The sequence below is a fragment of the Nioella sediminis genome (genome assembly GCF_001879695.1).
In the GTDB taxonomy this organism is placed as follows: domain Bacteria; phylum Pseudomonadota; class Alphaproteobacteria; order Rhodobacterales; family Rhodobacteraceae; genus Nioella; species Nioella sediminis.
Genome location: NZ_MNBL01000041.1, coordinates 61505 through 81562 on the forward strand (window position 1 = coordinate 61505; position 20058 = coordinate 81562).

Below are 20058 nucleotides of genomic sequence, written 5' to 3' on the forward strand. Positions count from 1 at the left end.
GCGACGCGCGGCGAAACCTGTCAGCCCCGCAGCACCCCGCCCGTGGCTTTCGCGACCTTCTCGACGATCTTCGCACCCACGGCCTCGATTTCTTCTTCGGTCAGCGTCTTGTCACGCGGCTGCATCCGGACGCTCAGCGCGACGGATTTCTTGCCCGCCCCCATCTGCGCCTCGGCCCTCTCGCCGGTGAACTCGTCGAAGATGCGCACATCCTCGATCAGCTTTTTGTCAGCCCCTGCAGCCGCATTGGCAAGGTTCACCGCCTCAACGCCCGCATCGACCACGAACGCGAAATCGCGTTCAACCGCCTGCAGATCAGCCATGTCCAGCGCGCCCCGGCTCGCGCCAGCGCTGCGCGGCATGGGGATTTCCTCAGGGAACAGGGTGAAGGCCATCGCCGGCCCCTTCACATCCATCTCCGCCAGCACCTTGGGGTGCAGTTCGCCGAACACACCAAGGGTCTTCTTCGGGCCAAGGCAAATGCGCCCGTGACGGCCCGGATGCCACCAGCCATCGCCATCGCGCAGGATCTGCACCTTGGCAGGCGCGCCCATGGCGGCCAGCACTGCCTCTACATCTGCCTTCACGTCGAAGAGATCGACAGCGCGGCGGGACCCGTGCGGATCGCGCGGGCCGCTCTGGCCGATCAGCAGGCCCGCGACCTGCAGATGCTGTTCCGTGGGTTCGCCACCATGGAAGGCCGCGCCGACCTCGAACAGCGCCAGGTCCATGAACCCGCGCGCCTGGTTGCGGGCGGCGGCTTGCAACAGGCCCGGCAGCAACGCAGGGCGCATATGGCTCATCTCGCTGGAAATCGGGTTCTCCAGCATCACGTCATCCGTGCCGCCGCCAAACAGTGCCGCCGAGGCCTTGTCGATGAAACTGTAGGTCACGCATTCGTTGTAGCCAAGCGCCGCCACGGTTCGCCGCGCCGCACGTTCCCGCTGCTGCATCGGCGTCAGCACGGCCTTCGGTACGCCGGGCTTGGGGCGGCGCAGCGGCTGCGGTTCCAGCTTGGTCAGCGAGGCTATCCGCGCGACCTCTTCCACAAGGTCCGCCTCGCCCTGCACATCCCGCCGCCAGGACGGCACCCAGACCTCCAGCACATCGCCCGCGCCGGTGGCCGAAAAGCCGAGCGCAGTCAGGATGCGCGCCTGTTCCTCTTTCGGGATCTCCATGCCCACAAGGCTGATCACCCGCGCGGTGTCCAGGGAATAGGCTCTTGCGGTCCGGAGGGCCGCCCCCGCCTCCACGACCTCGGAGGCTTCGCCGCCGCACAGATCGAGGATCATCTTGGTCGCCGCTTCCAGCCCCGGCAGGGTGTAGTCCGGGTCCACGCCGCGTTCGAAACGGTAGCGCGCGTCGGAATGGATCTTCAGGTCGCGGCCCGTATAGGCGGTGCGGATCGGGTCCCAATATGCGCTTTCGAGGAAGACATTGACCGTTTCTTCGGTACAGCCGGTCGGATCGCCGCCCATGATGCCCGCGATACTTTCCACAGCTTCATCATCGGAAATGGCAATCTGGCCAGCGGCGAAGGTGTATTCCTTGTCGTCCAGAGCGACCAGCGTCTCACCGCCCGCAGCCTTGTGCACCCGCAGGTTGCCCTTGACCTTGTCTGCATCGAAGACATGCAGCGGGCGGTTCTGATCGTAGGTGAAGAAGTTCGTCACATCGACCAGGGCCGAGATCGGGCGCAGCCCGATGGCGCGCAACCGGTCCTGCAACCATTGGGGCGAGGGGCCGTTCTTGACGCCCTTGATCAGGCGGCCGGTGAAATGCGGGCAGTCGTCCAGCGTATCGGTGTCGATGCTGACCCCAATCGGGCAAGGAAACTGGCCCGGTACGGTCACGTCATCAAGCGGCTTCAGCGTGCCAAGGCCGCGCGCGGCCAGGTCGCGGGCCACGCCGCGCACGCCAAGCGCGTCCTGCCGGTTGGGGGTGATGGCGATCTCGATCACCGGGTCGACCTTGGCCGGGTCATTGGCGGCCAGCCAGTCGACGAAACGGTCACCCACCTCGCCCGAGGGCAGCTCGATGATGCCGTCATGCTCGTCCGACAGTTCCAGCTCGCGCTCTGACGCCATCATGCCGTAGCTCTCGATCCCACGGATCTTGCCAACGCCGATGGTGATGTCGAGACCGGGGATATAGCTGCCCGGCTTGGCCAGAACCACGGTGATCCCGGCGCGCGCATTGGGGGCGCCGCAGATGATCTGCATCTCGCCTTCGTCGGTCTCCACCTTGCACACGCGCAGCCGGTCGGCCTCCGGGTGTTTTTCCGCATGGGTGACCTTGGCGAGGGTAAATTCCTTGAGACGCGAGGCGCGATCCTCGACCCCTTCGACCTCCAGCCCGATATCGTTCAGCACCTCGCAGATCTCATCGAGCGAGGCGGTGGTGTCCAGGTGGTCCTTCAACCAGGAGAGGGTGAATTTCATCGTTTTCGTCCCTTGCGTCTGTCCCGCCCGCGCTTAGCGCAGTTGCGGGCGGAATGGAAGCGGCGGGCGCAGATTGAACCCTGAGCCATTCGGAACCGACCCACAAGCGATGATGCGGGGGTTGCACCCCAACTGAAAGGAGAATTCATGCGCCCCCTTACGTTCCGTGCCGCCGCTTTGGCGGCCCTTCTCGCCGCGCCCGCTGCCCATGCGGACATGGTGATCATCCAGCAGGGTCATTTCCCCGGCCCCTCCGCCTTTGCGCATCCCATGCCGCAAGGGTCCGCCTTCGGCATGGCCGAGGCCTTCATCCGTGAGATGGCGGCAGAGCGGTTTCCGCAGGCTGCCCTGCTTGACCGCCCCGCCCCCGATCTGCCGCTGGAACCGCCGGTTCTGGTGGAAGAGGCCGAGCCCATCCCCTTTGCAGGCGACTGGACCCTGGCCGAGATCATGGATGACGAAGCCAACCCGCTGGTGTTTGACCCGGAACTTCTGGCCGTGACCGAGTTCAACGTCGATATCGACGGCTCGTTCAGCGCCTATGCCGGCTGCAACCGCATCTTTGGCGAGCTGACCATGCATGACGGCACGATCTCCTCGGCGGAATACGGCATGACCCAGATGGGCTGCCTTGGTCCCCTGGGCGATCTGGAAAACGCCTTCATGCGGGTTCTGGACAGCGCCTCGCTCGTGGCCATGGGGCCCGAGATGCTGGTGCTGCTGGATGGAGAAGGCGACAAGCTGGCCGAGTTCGCTCTGCGCGTTGACGCGCCCTAAGCAGACAGGCTGGCCAGCCAGTTCCGGATCTCGGTAACCCGTTGATTCGGCTGCAAATCACCGGGCGCGGCCCCCAGTTGGCGGGCCGCGCCCGCATCTGTTTCGGCCCGTCGGAACGCCTCGCACATCGCCTCCGGGTAGTCCCCTACATGCGGCAGGATCGTGGCCATCAAGCGCGGCGATATCTCGGGGTGATACTGCACCCCCCAGAACCGCTGCCCGTCCTGTTCATAGGCAAAGGCCTGCACCGGAGAATGGGCATTGCCCGCCAGCAAAACCGCGCCCTGTGGCAGGCGCGTGACCTCGTCGCGATGCACGCACGGCACCGCATAGCCATCCTGACGCCCCGCCAGAAAGGGATGGTCGCGGCCCGCGTCGGTCAGCCGGATATCCCGCGCAAGCCCGTCTTCGCGGCCATTGGGCGAGGTGCCGACCGCACCGCCGAACATATACGCGCCCAGTTGCATGCCATTGCAGGAACCGTAGGCGGGGCGTTTGGCATCAAACACCGCGCGGGCCACGGCGCGCAGCGGCTCGGCGCGGGGGTCATCCACGCCCCAATCCACGCCCGATCCGGTGAAGATCACACCGTCCACGCCCTCAAGATCCGGGCGCACTGCGGGATCGGCATAGGGGTTGATCACCGTGATTTCCATCGCAGGATCAACGGCTTGCAAAACCTCCTGAAAGGTTTGCACATCATCTATGGGCAGATCGGGCGGATTGGAATCGACGATCAGGATCTTCATTGGCCACCGACAATGGGCTCGGCCCGGAGCGACCGCGTCAGGTCTTCGTCGCAATCGCCCAGAAGCACCGTGAAGGCGGACGGAAAGCCCATTTCATCAAAGGCAATGACGGCGCGGCCCCAGGTCAGGCTGGTCATGCCACCGGGGCGGCCAAGGGCTGCGGCGCATTGCATGTCGCTTTGGCCGACCCAGTAGCCGTGATGCACGCCGCGATCGGTGAAATTGCCTGCAAGACCGGGGAAAACCAGCTCTCCCGGCAGGCCGCCATAGTCGGAAAAGCTGAGGATCGCGGCCCCGTATTCATCGGCGAGATAGACGATTTCCCCGGTCTCGGAGGACCAGACCTCATCGGCCAGCGCAGGGGTGGCGAGGGTCAGGGAGAGGGCGGCGGCGGTGAGGGATTTCAGCATGGTCAGGCTCCGGGTTGGGGACGGGGAAGCCTAGCGCGGGATGCGGGTTTGGCAAAGCGCGGAATGCCCGAAAAGAGGGGGGTGCCATGCGTACACCCCCCGTGCACCCCCCGTACACCCCCTGTGCAGACGAAACGGCGATTTGGGGACGGGTTCGGATTTGGGGCGCGCCCTGTCCGCTGGCGCGGGGAAGAGGTTTCGAAACCTCTTTGAAAGGGCCTTCGAAGGCCCTTCCTCCGCGCGGGGTGAGAGGTGGGTGCGATGGATCGGAGGGAGTGCGGGTGTCAGGGGTCGAAACCGCGCATTGGCGGGCCGCGGTGCGGCGATCCCCGCGGTGGTGCGGGGCGGTTTATGTTGGCCAGTTCCGCGTGAGATCGGAGCGTCGCGGAGGTGGCAGTCAAATCGCCGTGCCGGGGGGCGGCCCGGCGATGCGCGGCGGCCTGACGGCCTTGATTCCGCGCGGTTGAGTTATTCACGGCAGTATCGGGTGAACACCCATCCAACCGAACCACTTGACGGAATGGACCTCACACCCCCGAATGCACCGCCGGCACGTCGAGCGCGGCAAAGCCGTAATGCCTCAGCCACCGCAGATCTGAATCGAAGAACGCGCGCAGATCCGGGATGCCGTATTTCAGCATGGCAATCCGGTCGATGCCCATGCCGAAGGCAAAGCCCTGCCACTGGTCCGGATCAACCCCGGCGGAGCGCAGCACATGGGGGTGGACCATGCCCGACCCCAGCACCTCCAGCCAGTCGTCGCCCTCGCCCACCTTCACGGTGCCGCCTTCCCAGGAACACTGGATATCGACCTCTGCCGAGGGTTCGGTGAAGGGGAAGTGGGACGCGCGGAAGCGGGTTTTGACCTTGGCACCGAAATAGGCCGAGAAGAATTCCTCCAGCACCCATTTCAGGTTCGCCATGGAGATGTCCTTGTCGATGGCCAGCCCCTCGACCTGATGGAACATCGGCGTGTGGGTCTGGTCATAATCGGCGCGGTAGACGCGGCCCGGCGCGATCACGCGGCAGGGGGTGCCGTGCTGTTCCATGTAGCGGATCTGCACCGGGGAAGTGTGGGTGCGCAGCACGTGGGGCGGGCGATTGTCGCCCTCTTTGCGGTGCGTATAGAACGTGTCCATCTCGGCCCGCGCGGGGTGGTGGCCGGGGATGTTCAGCGCGTCGAAATTATACCAGTCGGTTTCGATCTGCGGGCCTTCGGCGACGGCGAAGCCCATATCGGCGAAGATCGCGGTGACCTCTTCGGTGACCTGGCTGACCGGGTGGATGGTGCCCTGACGGCGGTGGCGGGCGGGCAGCGTCACGTCGAGCCATTCGCCGCGCAGCCGTTCGTTCAGGGCAGCATCGCCAAGGGCGGCCTTGCGTGCGGCGATGGCGGAATTGACCTCGTTCTTCAGCGCATTCAGCGCCGGACCCGCGACCTGGCGTTCCTCGGGCGTCATCTTGCCCAACTCGCGCATCTGCAGGCTGATCTCACCCTTCTTGCCAAGGGCCTGCACGCGCAGATCCTCCAGCCCCGCCTCATCGGCCACATCGGCAATGGCTTTGAGGTACTTTTCGCGCAAATCGTCCATGGTCTCGCCCTTCGTCGCTTCGGCAAGACTGCTAGCCAGAGGGGGCGCGGAATGCAAGCGGGGAACGCCTGTCAGGGGGTTTCGGGGGGGTCTTCGGAGGGCAGCGGCTCGGCCTCATCCTCACCATCCTGCAGCACGGCGGTTTCGGGTGTGGTGATGCGGGCCGGGACCGAGGGCTGGAAATCGCCCTTGTCTTCCTCGGCCACGGCGGCGCGGCGGCTGATCCGCCAGAGCGTGAAGGCAATCATCACCACATGCGCGGCAATGGTAGTCATGAACAGCCCGCGCGGCCCGAGCGGCCCCATGACCCAGCCCGCCAGTAGCGGTCCGGCGATGGCCCCGAGACCATAGACCATCAACAGACCGCCCGAGACCTGGATCGAGGTGCCCGGCGGCGCGTGGTCATTCGCATGGGCCACGATGATCGGGTACATGGCGAAGATCGCCGCGCCGAAGACACTGGCGAGGATCAGGTTCAGCATCTGGTCGGTCGGCTGCAACAGGGCGAAGGTGCCGTCGGCGGCAAGCGCCAGAAGGCCCGTCAGCACCAGAACTTTACGCCGGTCCATCCGGTCCGAGAGGATGCCGAACGGGATCTGCGCCACCGCGCCCGCCAACACCGGCAGGCTGGCAAAGAGCGCGATTGAGGACAGGTCGAGCCCGACCCGGTCGGCATAAACCGCCGAGAGCGTGCCAAACGCCCCGTTCGAGATGCCCACAAGAAAGACCGCCATCACAGCGACGGGCGAGTTGCGCCACAGCGCGCGCAGGTCAAGCCGCACGGTTGTCAGCGGCGCAGGCGTCTGCGAGGTGGAAATGGCCGTGGGGATCAGCGCGAGACTGTAGAAGATCGCGCCAAGCGCGAAGAACAGAAAGCCCGACGCGTCGCCAAGCGCGATCACCATCTGGCCCGCCGTGCTGGCCGCGAGGTTGACCATGGAATAGATCGCGAAGATGCGGCCCCGCGTGGTCGGCTCGGCCCGGTCATTGAGCCAGCTTTCCACGATCATCGCCGCGCCCGCGAAGCTGAAGCCCGAAACCGCGCGCACCGGGATCCAGGCCCAGGCCTCGACCACAAGAGCCTGGCTGAGAATGGCGATGGAGGCGACGGCGCACATCACCCCGAAGGTGCGGATATGGCCGACCGAGGCCACGAGGCGCGGGATGTAGAGGCAACCCAGGACATAACCGATGGCCCATCCGGTGCCCAGAAAGCCGAGCGCGGCGGTGGAAAACCCCTCGGCCGATCCGCGCACGGGCAGGATCAGGCTGTTGATGCCACCCGCGAACAGCAGAAGGGCCGAACCGAGGAGGAGGGCACTGATGGGAACGAGCTGGCGATACATGGGGTCAGACTAGGGCCATTCACGGTTTGGGGAAAGAAGAGCCGTCACGGTTTTGTGTCGGTCAGCCTTCCAAGTTGAAGAGCGGATCTCTGAACACCACTGCATGAGAAAGCCCGACTTGCAGCACGAGGGTCTTGACCCTTTTCAGGATCTTCATGTGCGTGGTGCCCCCCCTGTGTTGCTCTTGCCACGTGTCACCCGGAGTGTTCGGGCAGCGCGTGAACGGCACGCACTGCCGTGTTGAGAATGCGCATCACGCGGTCGTTGACTGCGATTGGGTCATCCAGAGAAGCCCCAGAAGAAGCAGCGCGGCGGACACAACGCAGGCAACCGTCCGAACGGAGTTCCAGAAGGTCCAGCACGGCACGTAGGTCTGCATCCAGTACTCGCGTGCGGTGCCCGAGGTCGTCTCCATCCCGGCAAGGGCTTCGTTCATGGGAACGTTGAAGAAAACCGTGACGCCGAAACATCCGATCAGGTAGACCAGCCCGGCCGCCATGATCAGCGCCCCCGCCGGGCCCGTGAGCCCAAAGCCACCATAAGCCGCGACGGCGACCGAAACGGCAGCCATGCCAAGAAACAGCGTCATGAAGACCCAGCGAAACACTTCGCGATTGATGACTTGCATGGCCTCGACGCCGCCATGGCCGCCGGTCTGCGCGAGCGACCGCATGATGAAATCGGAAAAGGCCAGGAACACGCCGCCCACGAGGGCATAGGCGAGGATTGAGAATTGCATGAGAAAGTAGAAAGCAGTCGACATTGTCGGAACTCCTGATTGGGGTGGCGCGGCAGGACAGCGATGCCTCCAGCCGCGAATTGTGAGGGTCAGGCGGCGGCAGACCAGGCGCCTGCGGTCATTGCGGTCTGCGCAAATTCGGTGAAGTCGCGAGGCTTGCGTCCCAGGGCGCGCTCGACACCATCTGCCGTGTGGGCGTTACGTCCATCCAGCGTTTCGCGGGCGATCTGCGTAAAGACCTCGGCCACGAAGTCGCCACCGGCGGCCGCGACATTGGCGTGAAAGTCTTCAAACGTAATCGGGATATGCTGGATGTGACGATCCAGCGTCGTGGACAGCACCTCGGCCATCTCTGCAAATGTCATCAGGCGCGGGCCGGTGACTTCGTAGCGCGCGCCGATATGCCCGTCTTCCGTCAGGGCCGCGACCACCACGTCGGCGATGTCGTCAATGTCGATGATTGGCTCTTTGATGTCACCGCCGGGCATTGGCAGAACGCCGCCCAGGATCGGGTCACGCAGATATCCTTCGCTGAAATTCTGCGCGAACCAGGCCGCCCGCACGATGGTATAGGGCAGGCCCGAATTGCGGACGATCTCTTCGCCCAGGGTGGCGAAATGCTCGCCGCGGCCGGACAGCAGGACGATGTGTTGAAGCCCGCTTTCGCGTGCAACTTTGGTAAAGGCCTCCAGCTTCTCGACAGCACCCGGGAAGGCCAGGTCGGGGAAATAGGTGACATAGGCTTTGGAAACGCCAGCCAGAACGGGTGCCCATGTGGCTGGGTCTTCCCAATCGAAGGGGGTCTCGGACCGCCGGGCACCGCGCCGCACGGCGACGCCTTTTGCTTCGAGCTTGCTGGCAACGCGGGAGCCGGTTTTTCCGGTGGCACCGATAACGAGAATGGGTTGGTCAGTCATGTTCTGTCTCCTTGGGTCTGGTTGATGACCAAGGTTTAGAAAGACCGGGGGCTGCGGGTATTGACTGCGCCTGCCATGGTTTTGACATCCGCTGCCAATCGGATCGCGGGCAGGATGTTGCCACAAAAGAAAAACGGCGCTGGAATGCCCAACGCCGTCCTTCTCGGTCACTCTGACCTGATGTGTTCATTCGGTTTCATACAGCGTGAATTGCATGTCCGCGGCTTCTTCACGCAGAGGCTTGCAGGCGGTGTATTCAGGCGAGGCAAACCATGTCTTGGCCGCGGCGGCGTCGGGAAAGCTGACAATGGCGATGGAGTGCTTTTTTTCGTCCCCGACCAGCGCGCTGACCTTGTCACCAATGGCAACAAACTCACCCCCATGGGCAAGCACGGTCGGACCCGCCGCAGTGGCATAGGCATCCATCTTGTCGGCATTCTTTACGTCGAAACGTGCAACGATAAGTGCGGTCATGTTCTGTCTCCTTGGATCAAGCTGATGATGACCAGGAATTAGACCGCCCGAGGGGCACCGGTATTCACCGCGGCTGCCAAGGTTTTGACATCCGCCGCCAATGGGGCGTGTCGCAAGGCCCTTATCCAAGAGATTTCCGATAGGCCGCCGGTGTCACGCCCATCCATCGCTTGAAGGCGCGGTTGAAGGCGCTTTGCTCGGAATACCCGGTGAGGAACGCGATCTCGGACAGCGAATAGCGTTCTTCCTGCAGCATGGCCGTGGCGATCTCGCGCCGGGTTTCTTCGGTCAGGGTCTGAAAGCTGAGACCATGTTCGGCAAGGCGTCGGTGAAAGGATCGGGCGCTCAGGCCCAGCCTGCGCGCGATGTCTCCCATCTTGGGCAGGCCTTCACTCAGCGCGCGGGCGATTTCGCCCTTGGTCTGTGTATGCAAGGCGGGCGTATCGTCGATCTGCGCCAGTTCCTGATCAAGGTGAGAAACGAGAAACGCCGTGATGCCTTCATCCCCAAGGATATTCGGCTCGGAAAGGGACTGATGGGACAGAAGCATCGCATCCCTGTCCGCACCGAAATGCACGGGACAACCAAAATAGGCTTCGTGATGTTCGATTGTCCTTGGCGCCGGATGCCGGAAATAGACTTCGATCGGTGAAAACGGGCGCGGTGATACTTGCCGGCCGAGCGAGACGGCGCTCGCCATTGTCGCCTCAACCGAAATGCGCAGGCCGAGTCGGCGGACGCCTTCCCGACGCTGCACAAACAGCATTCCCCGAGGGGTCTGCATCAACTCGTATTGCGTGACGCTGGTCCAAAGGCGCCAATACCGTGCCACACGAGAGAAAGAGCCAAGCAAATTGGGCGCAGCCTTCCACGCAAGGCCAAGCGCGCCGTACTCGTCGGTTCGCATCGCCTCGCCAACAATCAATGGCAAAGGCGTTATATCCATTTGCTCAGCCATCAGCTCGATCATGCCGTAATAATCATCGTCATCGAGCATCCGTTTAGGGTCTAGCGGGCCATCGACATCCAGACCGACGGAGTCTAGCACCGTCCGGGCATCGACGGCATTACCCGCGACGCCCACAACCTTTCTGGCAAAAAGAGACGTTACCTGACCCATGGTGCAAGACTAATCCGGTCTGAAGCGCGATCCAAGCCTAGCGAAAGCGCGGCACGCTTCACCCGGGTTCCAAGTGCCGGCGGCGGCAAACGGAAGTGCTTGCGCATCCGGCGGGTAGGATTCTAGCGCACGACGTGCGTGAGAAGGCGGATGCAAGCGAGGGACAGATAAGCCACACCTAACACCACGCATCTAATGCAATAATTTGTCGGGGGACTTTGGTGCCCAGGAGAGGACTCGAACCTCCACGACCTTGCGGTCACTGGCACCTGAAGCCAGCGCGTCTACCAATTCCGCCACCTGGGCAGGTGTCGTGACGGGGCAGATATCGCCACTGCCGGGGACTGTCAACGGGCCTCGATGCAAAAAAATGATTTCTTGCCGGGCGGGCGGTTCTGCCGCCCCCTGCCGGGACGATTTGCGCCTTGTCCTGCAAGGTTTGGCCGCGTATCACGGGCGCGAACTCGAGACCGGAGGGACTAGGCATGTCGAAACTCGTGACCATCTTTGGCGGGTCTGGATTCGCGGGCCGCTACATCGCGCGCCGCATGGCCAAGGAAGGCTGGCGCGTGCGCGTCGCCGTGCGCCGCCCGAACGAAGCGATTTTCGTGCGCCCCTATGGTGCCGTCGGGCAGGTCGAACCGATTCTGGCCAATATCCGCGATGATGCCTCTGTCGCCGCCGCGATTGCCGGGGCCGATGCGGTGGTGAACTGCGTGGGCGTCCTGACCGAGCGGGGCAAGAACAGCTTCGAGGCCGTTCAGACCGAGGGCGCGGCGCGTATTGCGCGTTTGGCGGCTGAGGCCGGTGTTTGCCAGCTTGTTCATTTGTCCGCCATCGGGGCCGATGCCGAGTCCGACAGCGACTATGCCCGCAGCAAGGCCGAGGGTGAGGCCGCCGTGCAGACGCATTTCCCCGGTGCCGTGATCCTGCGCCCCTCCGTGATCTTCGGGACCGAGGACGAGTTCTTCAACCGCTTCGCCAAGATGACGAAATTTGGTCCTGTCCTGCCGCTGGTCGGTGGCAATTCGCGGTTCCAGCCTGTCTATGTCGATGACGTGGCCAAGGCCGCTGTTGCGGGTGTGCTGGGTCAGGCCGAGGCCGGTGTCTACGAACTGGGTGGCCCCGATGTGGAAACCCTGCATGACCTGATGGTCAAAATGCTGGGTGTGATCCGCCGCCGCCGGTTGATCGTGAACCTGCCGTTCTGGGTCGGCTCGGTCATGGCCTTCGGCTTTGGCGCGGTGCAGGCGCTGACCGTGGGGCTGATCCATAATGGTATTCTGACCCGCGACCAGCTGCGCCAGCTGCGCCGGGACAACGTGGTGTCGGACGGGGCCAGGGGCTTTGCCGATCTGGGGATCGATCCCACCGATATGGACGCGGTTCTGGCAGAATACCTCTGGGTCTATCGCCCCGGTGGCCAGTATTCCGCCCTTCAGGACAGCGCCCGTAACCTGCGCAACACCTAAGTGTAGGCGATCACCAGCAGGATCACGCCAAGGATCACCCTGTAGATCACATATGGGGTGAAGCTGACGCTGCGCAGCAGCCGCATCATGAAGGTCAGCGCCGCCAGTGCCGCAACGAAGGCCATGGCGGCGGCAATCGCGCCGTTTCTTGCGGCCTCTGCGTCTGCCGTGGCAATGACTTCCGCCCCGAGCAGCACGCCAGAGGCAAGGATCGTCGGGATCGACATCAGCATCGACAGGCGCGCGGCGTCGTGGCGTTCATATCCCAGATACCGGGCCGCGGTGATGGTGATGCCAGACCGGGAGGTGCCGGGGATCAGGGCAATCGCCTGCCACAGACCCATGATCAGGGCATGACGCGGGGTCCAGTTTTGGGCCTCCAGCCCTTCAGCCCCCTTTTGGTCGGCCCAATACAGGACCAGCCCGAAGACCAGCATGGTCCAGCCGATTACGGTCATCGACCGCAGCGAGTCGTCCAGACCGGTGAGTTTCAGGGCCAGCCCGAAGAGGATGACGGGGATTGTCGCGAGGATCAGGCCCATTGCCAACCGGGCCTCGCCAGTGTTGCGCCGCACGGTAGCAAGGTGACCCAACCCGATTACCGCAGCCCTTACATCGCGCCAGAAATAGAGCACCACGGCCCCGAGCGTTCCGACGTGAACGGCGACGTCGATCACCTGACCCTGGTCCGCCATGCCCGTCAGTTCGGGCAGGAGAATCAGGTGCCCGGAGGAAGAAACCGGCAAGAATTCTGTCAGGCCCTGGATCACGGCAACGATAAATAAATGAAACAGTGTCATAGTCGCGATCCGTGCGTTGGATGAGAGATGAGCATGTAGCTACTTGAAAAAACGCTGTTTTTTAGCTTATATGTCAGTATTTGTGACATATATTCACAGGCTAGGTGCCCATTGGGCATGTGAGCAGCACTGTTTTCTGAATAATAGGTCAGCATTGCTGTCTTTTCATGTCCTGAGAGCTTGGTTATAGGGGCCTTCCTAGCTGATCCCAAAGGAACCGGAAAGGCACGCCATGGCTGCTGAGAAGATGCTGAAATTCGTGACCGTGGGCAAGTCCATGCCCGAGAAGCGCTCTGCCGCGGAGCGCGCGCATGATTTCAACGAGATCTACGGCGAATACGCTGCCGCCAAGGCCGAGGAACAGGCCAGCCGCTGCAGCCAGTGCGGCGTGCCCTATTGCCAGTCCCATTGCCCCCTGCACAACAACATCCCCGACTGGTTGCGCCTGACCGCGACGGGACGGTTGCAGGAAGCCTATGAGATCAGCCAGGCGACCAACACTTTCCCGGAAATCTGCGGCCGCATCTGCCCGCAGGATCGCCTGTGCGAAGGCAATTGCGTGATCGAGCAATCGGGCCACGGCACCGTGACCATCGGCTCGGTCGAGAAATACATCACCGACACCGCGTGGGAACAGGGCTGGGTCAAGCCGATCAGCCCCGCGCAGGAACGCGCCGAGAGCGTGGGCATCATCGGCGCGGGCCCCGGCGGGCTGGCGGCGGTCGACATGCTGCGCCGCGCCGGGCTGCAGGTCACGGTCTATGACCGCTACGACCGCGCGGGCGGGCTGCTGACCTATGGCATCCCCGGTTTCAAGCTGGAAAAGGACGTGGTCATGCGCCGCAATCAGCAGCTGGAAGCGGGCGGCATCACCTTCGTGATGAACTGCACCGTGGGGCAGGACATCAGCTTTACCGAGATCCGCGAGAAGCATGATTTTGTGGTCATCGCCACCGGCGTCTACAAGACCCGCGATCTGGCTGGCCCCGGTTCGGGTGCCACGGGCATTGTACGGGCAATCGACTACCTGACCGCATCGAACCGCCTGTCCTTCGGTGACAGCGTGCCGGAATTCGAGTCGGGCGAGCTGAACGCAGAGGGCAAGAAGGTCGTCGTGATCGGCGGTGGCGATACCGCGATGGACTGTGTGCGCACCGCGATCCGGCAGGGCGCGGAAAGCGTGAAGTGCCTCTATCGCCGCGACCGCGCCAATATGCCCGGCTCTCAGCGAGAAGTGCAGAACGCGGAGGAAGAGGGCGTCGAGTTTGTCTGGCTGACCGCACCCAAGGGCTTTGCCGGCGACCCGGTGTCGGGCGTCATGGTGCAGCAGATGCGCCTTGGACAGCCCGATGCCTCGGGCCGCCGCAGCCCCGAAGTGGTGGACGGCGCCGACTATGTGGAAGAGGCTGATCTGGTGATCAAGGCGCTCGGGTTCGAGCCCGAAGACCTGCCTGCCCTGTGGAACACGCCCGAGCTGGAGGTGACCCGTTGGGGCACCGTCAAGGCCGACTTCCGCACCCATGAAACCAACCTGCCGGGCGTCTATGCCGTGGGTGATATCCAGCGCGGGGCAAGCCTTGTGGTCTGGGCCATTCGGGACGGGCGCGAGGCGGCAGAGGACATCCTGTCGAAACTCGCCGTAAGCGCGGGTGTGGCGGCGGAATAGGCCAAAAACTGGGGGTGCCACCCGTACACCCCCTGTACACCCCCCGTACACGCCCTGTGCAGACAGGATAAGGAATTTGAAGACATACGGCTCGGGGCCGAACGGAATTAGGGAAGGACTGCTGACATGGTATGCTTGATCAATCGTTACCTCCTCACCACCGCGTTTACCGTTTCGGTCGCGGCGGGCTCTGTCGTTCCGGTTCAGGCTCAGGCTCAGCAAGGCCCGACGGTGACCCCGCCGCCCGGATGCACCGCCTTTCTGACGACGCAATCTCGCGGCTGCGTGGTGTCCCATAACTGGACCTGCGAGGGTGACCCCGAAGGCACGCATTGGCGGTTGTCGATGGATGAGGACGGGCCCTTCTACCTGTCCTTCACCGATGCCGAATTCCGCTGGCTGCTGTCCTATGAATTGCGCAGCGGTGCGCAGAACACGCTGATCCAGCCAGAGGATGATCCCGCTTCGATCACCGATCTTTTTGCGACCGGCACCGATTCCATGTCTTTCTCGACCATCCATGAAAATGGTGCGGGTCAGCGCATTCAGCGCGACTATACCGGATTCGACCGGCTGACCGGCGAGACGGTGGAAATCGACGGGCGCATTCTGAACCGCACCCAGTTTTCCTATGAATACGACCTGGGCGAAGGCCCGCGCCGCGTCGAGGGCGGCCAGTTCGTCAGCGAAGACTGGCGGATGTTCTTCGGCGGAGTCGAAGTGACGACCCTGCCCAATGGCGAAACGCGCGAAAGTGACAACTCCCCCATGGAGTTCGCCGAACCGGGCGAGCCCGGATTCCTGAGCGCGACGCCGCTTTATGACTGCGGGGACATGATGTCATGAGGTTCCCCGCCAACCTGAATTCCGGACGGGCCGCGGCCCGATCCCCCGTAGAAGGAAAGCCCAAATGACCAAATTCGATCAAGACTGGGTCGCCGCCGAAGAGGCCAAGCGCAAGTGGATGGCCGAGAACGGCATGTATATCGAGGAGGAAGAGCATTCCTCCTGCGGGGTCGGCCTTGTCGTGTCGCTGGATGGGAAACCGACCCGTCAGGTTGTTGAAGCGGGGATCACCGCGCTGAAGGCGATCTGGCACCGGGGCGCGGTCGATGCCGATGGCAAGACCGGTGACGGCGCGGGCATCCATGTGCAGATCCCGGCCTCGTTCTTCTATGACCAGATCCGTCGTACGGGCCATGAGCCGGATATGGATGCGCTGATGGCGGTCGGTCAGGTCTTCCTGCCGCGCAGCGATTTCGGGGCGCAGGAGACCTGCCGGACCATCGTGGAAAGCGAAGTTCTGCGGATGGGCTACTACATCTATGGCTGGCGTCATGTGCCGGTGGATGTGACCTGTCTGGGCGAGAAAGCCAACGCGACGCGGCCCGAGATCGAGCAGATCCTGATTTCGAACTCCAAGGGCGTGGATGAGGAAACGTTTGAGCGCGAGCTTTACGTCATCCGCCGCCGGATCGAAAAGGCGGCTGCCGCCGCCGGGATCAGCGGGTTGTACCTCTGTTCGCTGTCCTGCCGGTCGATCATCTACAAGGGCATGATGCTGGCCGAGCAGGTCAGCGAGTTCTACCCCGATCTTCAGGACGAGCGGTTCGAAAGCGCCTTTGCGATCTATCACCAGCGCTATTCCACCAACACCTTCCCGCAGTGGTGGCTGGCGCAGCCCTTCCGCATGCTGGCCCATAACGGCGAGATCAACACGCTGAAGGGCAACCTGAACTGGATGAAGAGCCATGAAATCCGCATGGCGTCGTCCTATTTCGGGGAGCTTGCCGAGGATATCAAACCCATCGTTGCGGGCGGGTCGTCGGACTCGGCGGCGCTCGATTCCGTGTTCGAAGTGCTGGTCCGCGCGGGCCGCAATGCGCCCATGGCCAAGACGATGCTGGTGCCAGAGGCCTGGTCCAAGACCTCGACCGAACTGCCCGAGGCGTGGCGCGATATGTATGCCTATTGCAACAGCGTGATGGAGCCGTGGGACGGCCCCGCCGCGCTGGCCATGACCGATGGCCGTTGGGTCTGTGCCGGGCTGGACCGGAACGGGCTGCGCCCGATGCGTTACGTGGTAACCGGTGAAGGGCTGCTGATTGCGGGGTCCGAGGCCGGGATGGTGCCGGTGAACGAGGCCGGTCTGGTCGAGAAAGGCGCGCTTGGGCCGGGGCAGATGATTGCCGTCGATATGGCCGAGGCGAAGCTTTACCACGACACCGAGATGAAAGATGCGCTCGCCGCAAGCCGCCCCTTCGGCGATTGGGTGGAAAAGGTCGTGGACCTTGGCGAGCAGACCGAAGGCCTGACGGAATCGGCGGCGTTCAGCGGGCACGAGCTGCGCCAGCGCCAGATCGCGGCGGGCTACAGCATCGAAGAGCTTGAACAGATCCTTGCGCCGATGGCCGAGGATGGGAAGGAAACGCTGGCCTCGATGGGGGATGACACGCCCTCCGCCGTGCTGTCGAAACAATACCGGCCGCTCAGCCACTTCTTCCGCCAGAACTTCAGCCAGGTGACCAACCCGCCGATTGACAGCTTGCGCGAATACCGGGTGATGAGCCTGAAGACCCGCTTCGGCAACCTCAAGAACGTGCTGGACGAAGACAGCAGCCAGACCGAAATCCTCGTGCTGGAAAGCCCCTTCGTGACCAACGCCCAGTTCGAGGAACTGCTGACCCAGTTCGGCGACAGCGTGGTGAATATCGACTGCACCTTCCCCGCCGGTGGCGGGCAGGGCCTGCTGCGCGAAGAACTGGCGCGTATCCGGCTTGAGGCGGAAGATGCCGTGCGCTCTGGCGCGGGCCATCTGGTGCTGACCGACCGGGGCCAGAACGAAGACCGCATCGCGATGCCGATGATTCTGGCAACCTCCGCCGTGCATAGCTGGCTGACCAAACAGGGGCTGCGGACCTTCTGTTCGATCAACGTGCGGTCTGCCGAGTGTATCGACCCGCATTACTTCGCCGTTCTGATCGGTGCGGGCGCGACCACGGTGAACGCCTATCTGGCGCAGGACAGCCTTGCCGACCGGATCGACCGGGGGTTGCTGGACTGCAACCTGACCGAAGCCATGGCGCGCTATCGCAATGCGATTGATCAGGGGCTGCTGAAGATCATGGCGAAGATGGGGATCTCGGTGATCTCCTCCTATCGCGGTGGTCTGAACTTCGAGGCCGTGGGCCTTTCCCGTGCGATGGTGGCGGAATACTTCCCCGGCATGATTTCCCGCATCTCGGGGATCGGGGTCAGCGGCTTGCAGAAGAAGGCCGAGGAAGTGCACGCCAAGGGCTGGCTGTCCCAGACTGACATTCTGCCCATCGGTGGCTTCTACAAGGCGCGCCGGTCGGGCGAGAAACACGCCTGGGAAGCGCAGACGATGCACATGATGCAGATGGCCTGCAACACCGCGTCCTACGAGATGTGGAAGCAGTATTCGGCCAAGATGAAGGCGAACCCGCCGATTCATCTGCGCGACCTTCTGGACATCAAGCCGCTTGGCAAGGCGATCCCGATCGAAGAGGTGGAAAGCATCACCTCGATCCGCAAGCGCTTCGTGACGCCGGGCATGTCCCTGGGCGCGCTGTCGCCCGAGGCGCACAAGACGCTGAACGTCGCCATGAACCGCATCGGTGCCAAGTCCGACAGCGGTGAAGGCGGGGAAGACCCGGCGCATTTCGTGCCGGAGCCCAATGGCGATAACCCATCGGCCAAGATCAAGCAGGTGGCGTCGGGCCGGTTCGGCGTGACCGCAGAGTACCTCAACCACTGCGAAGAGCTGGAAATCAAGGTCGCGCAGGGTGCCAAGCCCGGCGAGGGCGGCCAGCTGCCCGGCATGAAGGTCACCGACCTGATTGCCCGGCTGCGTCATTCCACCAAGGGCGTGACCCTGATTTCGCCGCCGCCGCACCACGACATCTATTCCATCGAGGACCTGGCGCAGCTGATCTATGATCTCAAGCAGATCAACCCGCGCTGCAAGGTAACGGTGAAGCTGGTGGCGTCCTCGGGCGTTGGCACCATTGCCGCCGGCGTGGCCAAGGCCAAGGCCGATGTGATCCTGATCTCGGGCCACAATGGCGGCACCGGGGCCAGCCCTGCAACCTCGATCAAGTTCGCCGGTCTGCCCTGGGAAATGGGCCTGACCGAGGCGCATCAGGTGCTGGCGATGAACAACCTTCGGGGCCGCGTGACGCTGCGCACCGATGGGGGGCTTCGCACGGGGCGCGATATCGTCATGGCCGCGATGATGGGGGCCGAGGAATACGGCATCGGCACCGCCGCGCTGATCGCCATGGGCTGCATCATGGTGCGCCAGTGCCAGTCGAACACCTGCCCGGTGGGCGTCTGCACCCAGGATGAAAGCCTGCGCGCCAAATTCACCGGCAATGCCGACAAGGTGGTGAACCTGATCACCTTCTACGCGCAGGAAGTGCGGGAACTGCTGGCCAGCATCGGCGCGCGGTCGCTGGATGAGGTTATTGGCCGGGCCGATCTGCTGAGCCAGGTCAGCCGTGGCTCTGCCCATCTGGACGATCTCGACCTCAACCCGCTGCTGATCACCGTCGATGGGTCGCAGAACATCGTCTACGACCGCTACCGTGAACGGAATGCAGTGCCGGACACGCTGGACGCGCAGATCGTCAAGGATGCGCACCGCTTCCTTGAGGATGGCGAGAAAATGCAGCTGTCTTACGCCGTGCAGAACACCCTGCGCACCATCGGCACGCGGACCAGTAGCCACATCGTCAAGAATTTCGGGATGCGCAACGCGTTGCAGCCCGACCACCTGACGGTGAAGCTGGAAGGCTCTGCCGGGCAGTCGCTCGGGGCCTTTGCGGCGCCAGGGCTGAAGCTGGAAGTGTCGGGCGATGCCAATGACTATGTGGGCAAGGGCCTGTCGGGGGGCACCATTGTTGTGCGGCCCGCTCAGGTCAGCCCGCTGAAGGCAGAGGATAACGTGATCATCGGCAATACCGTTCTGTACGGCGCAACCGATGGCTACCTCTTCGCCGCTGGCCGCGCCGGGGAGCGGTTCGGGGTGCGGAACTCTGGCGCCAAGGTGGTGATAGAGGGCTGCGGGTCCAACGGTTGTGAATACATGACCGGTGGGGTTGCGGTGATCCTTGGATCCATCGGGGCCAATTTCGGGGCCGGTATGACAGGCGGCATGGCCTATCTCTATGACCCCGAGGGCACGGCGCTGGAGAACATGAACCTTGAGACACTGGTGACCTGCCCGGTCACGGTCGATCACTGGGAAGACCAGCTGCACGGCCTCGTGGCGCGCCACGCCGCCGAGACCGGATCGCGCAAGGCGTCGGATATCCTGCAGCACTGGGAGGAGGAGAAGGCGAACTTCCTTCAGGTCTGCCCGAAAGAGATGCTGAACAAGATTTCCCATCCCCTCGGGATCGAGGAAAAGGCCGTTCCGGCGGAGTGACCAGACGTCCGGCAATGGCCGGGCAGTCCCCAATCTTGACCGGCGTTTTCCGCCCGGCCCCCACTCGGGGGCCGGGCGGCATTTATCGCGTGCTGCATGCGCAGGC

The 20058-nt window shown here is 63.4% G+C and carries 15 protein-coding genes and 1 tRNA gene; 5 read left to right on the forward strand and 11 right to left on the reverse strand.

Annotation, left to right across the window (positions count from 1 at the left end):
- Positions 1-20 precede the first annotated feature (20 nt).
- Entirely contained in the window at positions 21-2441 is a 2421-nt protein-coding gene (pheT, locus tag BKY26_RS05440) for a phenylalanine--tRNA ligase subunit beta (protein ID WP_071689384.1), read from the reverse strand.
- A 147-nt stretch (positions 2442-2588) separates the two neighbouring features.
- On the opposite strand from pheT, the gene BKY26_RS05445 reads away from it, so the two are divergent.
- Positions 2589-3218, forward strand: coding sequence for an META domain-containing protein (locus tag BKY26_RS05445; protein WP_071689385.1), 630 nt, complete (start codon positions 2589-2591; stop codon positions 3216-3218).
- Here BKY26_RS05445 and BKY26_RS05450 read toward each other — a convergent pair.
- The 9 genes from BKY26_RS05450 to BKY26_RS05490 all read right to left on the reverse strand — a co-directional run bounded on the left by BKY26_RS05450 (position 3215) and on the right by BKY26_RS05490 (position 10871).
- On the reverse strand, positions 3215-3967 hold the full coding sequence (locus tag BKY26_RS05450; protein WP_071689386.1) for a type 1 glutamine amidotransferase: 753 nt from the start codon (positions 3965-3967) through the stop codon (positions 3215-3217). The two genes, BKY26_RS05445 and BKY26_RS05450, sit on opposite strands and share 4 nt — an antisense overlap.
- Positions 3964-4377 carry a hypothetical protein gene (locus BKY26_RS05455; RefSeq protein ID WP_071689387.1) on the reverse strand — a complete coding sequence of 138 codons (414 nt, stop codon included), beginning with the start codon at positions 4375-4377 and terminating at the stop codon, positions 3964-3966. The genes BKY26_RS05450 and BKY26_RS05455 overlap by 4 nt, the downstream gene beginning before the upstream one ends.
- 527 nt (positions 4378-4904) lie before the next feature.
- Positions 4905-5969 (reverse strand): phenylalanine--tRNA ligase subunit alpha, encoded by a 1065-nt coding sequence (gene pheS / locus BKY26_RS05460; RefSeq protein ID WP_071689388.1) that lies wholly within the window; start codon positions 5967-5969, stop codon positions 4905-4907.
- Positions 5970-6040: 71 nt separating this feature from the next.
- A complete protein-coding gene (locus BKY26_RS05465; RefSeq protein ID WP_071689389.1) occupies positions 6041-7315 on the reverse strand; it encodes an MFS transporter in 1275 nt (424 codons plus the stop codon).
- A gap of 253 nt (positions 7316-7568) precedes the next feature.
- Entirely contained in the window at positions 7569-8078 is a 510-nt protein-coding gene (locus BKY26_RS05470; RefSeq protein WP_071689390.1) for an anthrone oxygenase family protein, read from the reverse strand.
- A gap of 65 nt (positions 8079-8143) precedes the next feature.
- A complete protein-coding gene (locus tag BKY26_RS05475; protein WP_071689391.1) occupies positions 8144-8971 on the reverse strand; it encodes an NmrA family NAD(P)-binding protein in 828 nt (275 codons plus the stop codon).
- Between the two features lie 186 nt (positions 8972-9157).
- Positions 9158-9445: a DUF1330 domain-containing protein gene (locus BKY26_RS05480; RefSeq protein ID WP_071689392.1), complete on the reverse strand. Its 288-nt coding sequence runs from the start codon at positions 9443-9445 to the stop codon at positions 9158-9160.
- Positions 9446-9566: 121 nt separating this feature from the next.
- Positions 9567-10565, reverse strand: a complete 999-nt coding sequence (locus BKY26_RS05485) for an AraC family transcriptional regulator (protein ID WP_071689393.1) — start codon at positions 10563-10565, stop codon at positions 9567-9569.
- 219 nt (positions 10566-10784) lie between these two features.
- Positions 10785-10871: transfer RNA gene (locus BKY26_RS05490), tRNA-Leu, on the reverse strand.
- A gap of 179 nt (positions 10872-11050) precedes the next feature.
- Between BKY26_RS05490 and BKY26_RS05495 the strand changes: the two genes are divergently transcribed.
- Positions 11051-12037, forward strand: a complete 987-nt coding sequence (locus tag BKY26_RS05495) for a complex I NDUFA9 subunit family protein (RefSeq protein ID WP_071689394.1) — start codon at positions 11051-11053, stop codon at positions 12035-12037.
- On the opposite strand, the gene BKY26_RS05500 is transcribed toward BKY26_RS05495, so the two are convergent.
- Positions 12034-12837 (reverse strand): undecaprenyl-diphosphate phosphatase, encoded by an 804-nt coding sequence (locus BKY26_RS05500; RefSeq protein WP_071689395.1) that lies wholly within the window; start codon positions 12835-12837, stop codon positions 12034-12036. The two genes, BKY26_RS05495 and BKY26_RS05500, sit on opposite strands and share 4 nt — an antisense overlap.
- Positions 12838-13069: 232 nt before the next feature.
- Here BKY26_RS05500 and BKY26_RS05505 point away from each other — a divergent pair, with 232 nt between their 5' ends.
- The 3 genes from BKY26_RS05505 to gltB all read left to right on the forward strand — a co-directional run bounded on the left by BKY26_RS05505 (position 13070) and on the right by gltB (position 19952).
- Complete coding sequence (locus BKY26_RS05505) at positions 13070-14503, forward strand: NAD(P)-dependent oxidoreductase (protein WP_071689396.1); 1434 nt, start codon at positions 13070-13072, stop codon at positions 14501-14503.
- Positions 14504-14629: 126 nt separating this feature from the next.
- A complete protein-coding gene (locus BKY26_RS05510) occupies positions 14630-15349 on the forward strand; it encodes a hypothetical protein (protein WP_083431328.1) in 720 nt (239 codons plus the stop codon).
- A 64-nt stretch (positions 15350-15413) separates the two neighbouring features.
- Positions 15414-19952 carry a glutamate synthase large subunit gene (gene gltB / locus BKY26_RS05515; protein WP_071689397.1) on the forward strand — a complete coding sequence of 1513 codons (4539 nt, stop codon included), beginning with the start codon at positions 15414-15416 and terminating at the stop codon, positions 19950-19952.
- Positions 19953-20058: the final 106 nt, after the last annotated feature.

Bases quoted from the DNA above. Each gene is read 5' to 3' on its own strand.
- gltB (WP_071689397.1), top strand. From the start codon at position 15,414: ATGACCAAATTCGATCAAGACTGGGTCGCCGCCGAAGAGGCCAAGCGC.
- BKY26_RS05480 (WP_071689392.1), bottom strand. From the start codon at position 9,445: ATGACCGCACTTATCGTTGCACGTTTCGACGTAAAGAATGCCGACAAG.
- BKY26_RS05510 (WP_083431328.1), top strand. From the start codon at position 14,630: ATGGTATGCTTGATCAATCGTTACCTCCTCACCACCGCGTTTACCGTT.
- BKY26_RS05450 (WP_071689386.1), bottom strand. From the start codon at position 3,967: ATGAAGATCCTGATCGTCGATTCCAATCCGCCCGATCTGCCCATAGAT.
- pheS (WP_071689388.1), bottom strand. From the start codon at position 5,969: ATGGACGATTTGCGCGAAAAGTACCTCAAAGCCATTGCCGATGTGGCC.
- BKY26_RS05475 (WP_071689391.1), bottom strand. From the start codon at position 8,971: ATGACTGACCAACCCATTCTCGTTATCGGTGCCACCGGAAAAACCGGC.
- BKY26_RS05445 (WP_071689385.1), top strand. From the start codon at position 2,589: ATGCGCCCCCTTACGTTCCGTGCCGCCGCTTTGGCGGCCCTTCTCGCC.
- BKY26_RS05465 (WP_071689389.1), bottom strand. From the start codon at position 7,315: ATGTATCGCCAGCTCGTTCCCATCAGTGCCCTCCTCCTCGGTTCGGCC.
- pheT (WP_071689384.1), bottom strand. From the start codon at position 2,441: ATGAAATTCACCCTCTCCTGGTTGAAGGACCACCTGGACACCACCGCC.
- BKY26_RS05500 (WP_071689395.1), bottom strand. From the start codon at position 12,837: ATGACACTGTTTCATTTATTTATCGTTGCCGTGATCCAGGGCCTGACA.
- BKY26_RS05470 (WP_071689390.1), bottom strand. From the start codon at position 8,078: ATGTCGACTGCTTTCTACTTTCTCATGCAATTCTCAATCCTCGCCTAT.
- BKY26_RS05455 (WP_071689387.1), bottom strand. From the start codon at position 4,377: ATGCTGAAATCCCTCACCGCCGCCGCCCTCTCCCTGACCCTCGCCACC.
- BKY26_RS05495 (WP_071689394.1), top strand. From the start codon at position 11,051: ATGTCGAAACTCGTGACCATCTTTGGCGGGTCTGGATTCGCGGGCCGC.
- BKY26_RS05485 (WP_071689393.1), bottom strand. From the start codon at position 10,565: ATGGGTCAGGTAACGTCTCTTTTTGCCAGAAAGGTTGTGGGCGTCGCG.
- BKY26_RS05505 (WP_071689396.1), top strand. From the start codon at position 13,070: ATGGCTGCTGAGAAGATGCTGAAATTCGTGACCGTGGGCAAGTCCATG.